Source organism: Halorubrum sp. SS7, from assembly GCF_005435055.1.
GTDB lineage: Archaea > Halobacteriota > Halobacteria > Halobacteriales > Haloferacaceae > Halorubrum > Halorubrum salinarum.
Map to the genome: position 1 here is coordinate 1 of NZ_SGXV01000241.1, position 571 is coordinate 571.

General features: G+C 63.4%; 1 pseudogene. It reads left to right on the forward strand.

Annotation, left to right across the window (positions count from 1 at the left end):
- Positions 1–262: 262 nt before the first annotated feature.
- Positions 263–571 (forward strand): annotated as a pseudogene (locus EXE44_RS17830) (RND family transporter); the annotation flags it as partial.

The window sequence follows — 571 nt, forward strand, 5'->3', positions numbered from 1 at the left end:
TTTAACGCTTCTGACTCGGATTCTCAGCAGGAGAGTGCGAGTCGGTCCGCCGCTCGAAGGCATCGTCCGGGGCCGGATCGTCGGGACGGACTGGACTCACAGCGACGGGTCTGAACGCCCCGCCGGCGGAAGCGCTCCCGACTGGCTGCGATCCCGACGTTGAACGATCGGTCGACGGAGACGGAACGGTTATCCCGCAGCTGTTAGTACGAAAGTACAGACAGATGACTGGCCACCGTGTGGCGGACGAACAGAGGTACGGATGAGGGGAGTCGACACCGTCGTCGACGCCGTGATGGACCACAGCCGCGTGGTGATCGCGGTGATGTTGGTGCTGACCGTCGCCATCGGAAGCGGGGCGGTGATGGTCGAGCAGACCTCTTCGCTCGACCAGTTCCAGACCGACTCGCCGGAGAGCGATGCGCTCGAGTACATCCAGGAGAACTTCTCGACCGGCGAGGAAAACACCACGACCGCGCAGGTGATACAGCGCGACGAGGACGTGTTCGACGAGGCGTCGCTCGTGGGGATGCTGGAGTACCAGCAGACGCTCCGGGAAAACGAGACCGTC